Annotated in this window: 1 protein-coding gene; it reads left to right on the top strand. The window is 27.7% G+C overall.

From position 1 onward, the window contains the following. A partial coding sequence (locus tag KVT11_RS19850; protein WP_302693871.1) for a Ger(x)C family spore germination C-terminal domain-containing protein occupies positions 1 to 270 on the top strand: 270 nt, incomplete at its 5' end. Positions 271 to 274 lie beyond the last annotated feature (4 nt).

Below are 274 nucleotides of genomic sequence, written 5' to 3'. Positions count from 1 at the left end.
GAGAAGATCAAGGAAATTAGTGATAAAGAGTTGATTACAAAAACTGAAGATATTATCAAATTAGAAATTCTAAAGTCCTTTGAAAAAGGAATAGAAATAAATGCAGATATCTACAAATTAGGTGAATCATTATACCGTCAGAATCCAAGAAAATGGAAAGAAGAAGTAAAAACAGACTCGTTTTACTTAAATGAACACAGTATAAAGAATTTAAAAGTTAAAGTTAATTTAGTTAACTCCGGAAAGTTGAAGTACCAAGATGGATCCTAATATT

Source organism: Bacillus sp. GbtcB10, from assembly GCF_019091365.1.
Classification (GTDB): Bacteria; Bacillota; Bacilli; order Bacillales; family Bacillaceae; genus Bacillus; species Bacillus altitudinis.
The sequence above is the reverse complement of the archived record's forward strand: the minus strand, read 5'-3'. Positions and strand labels throughout refer to the sequence as shown.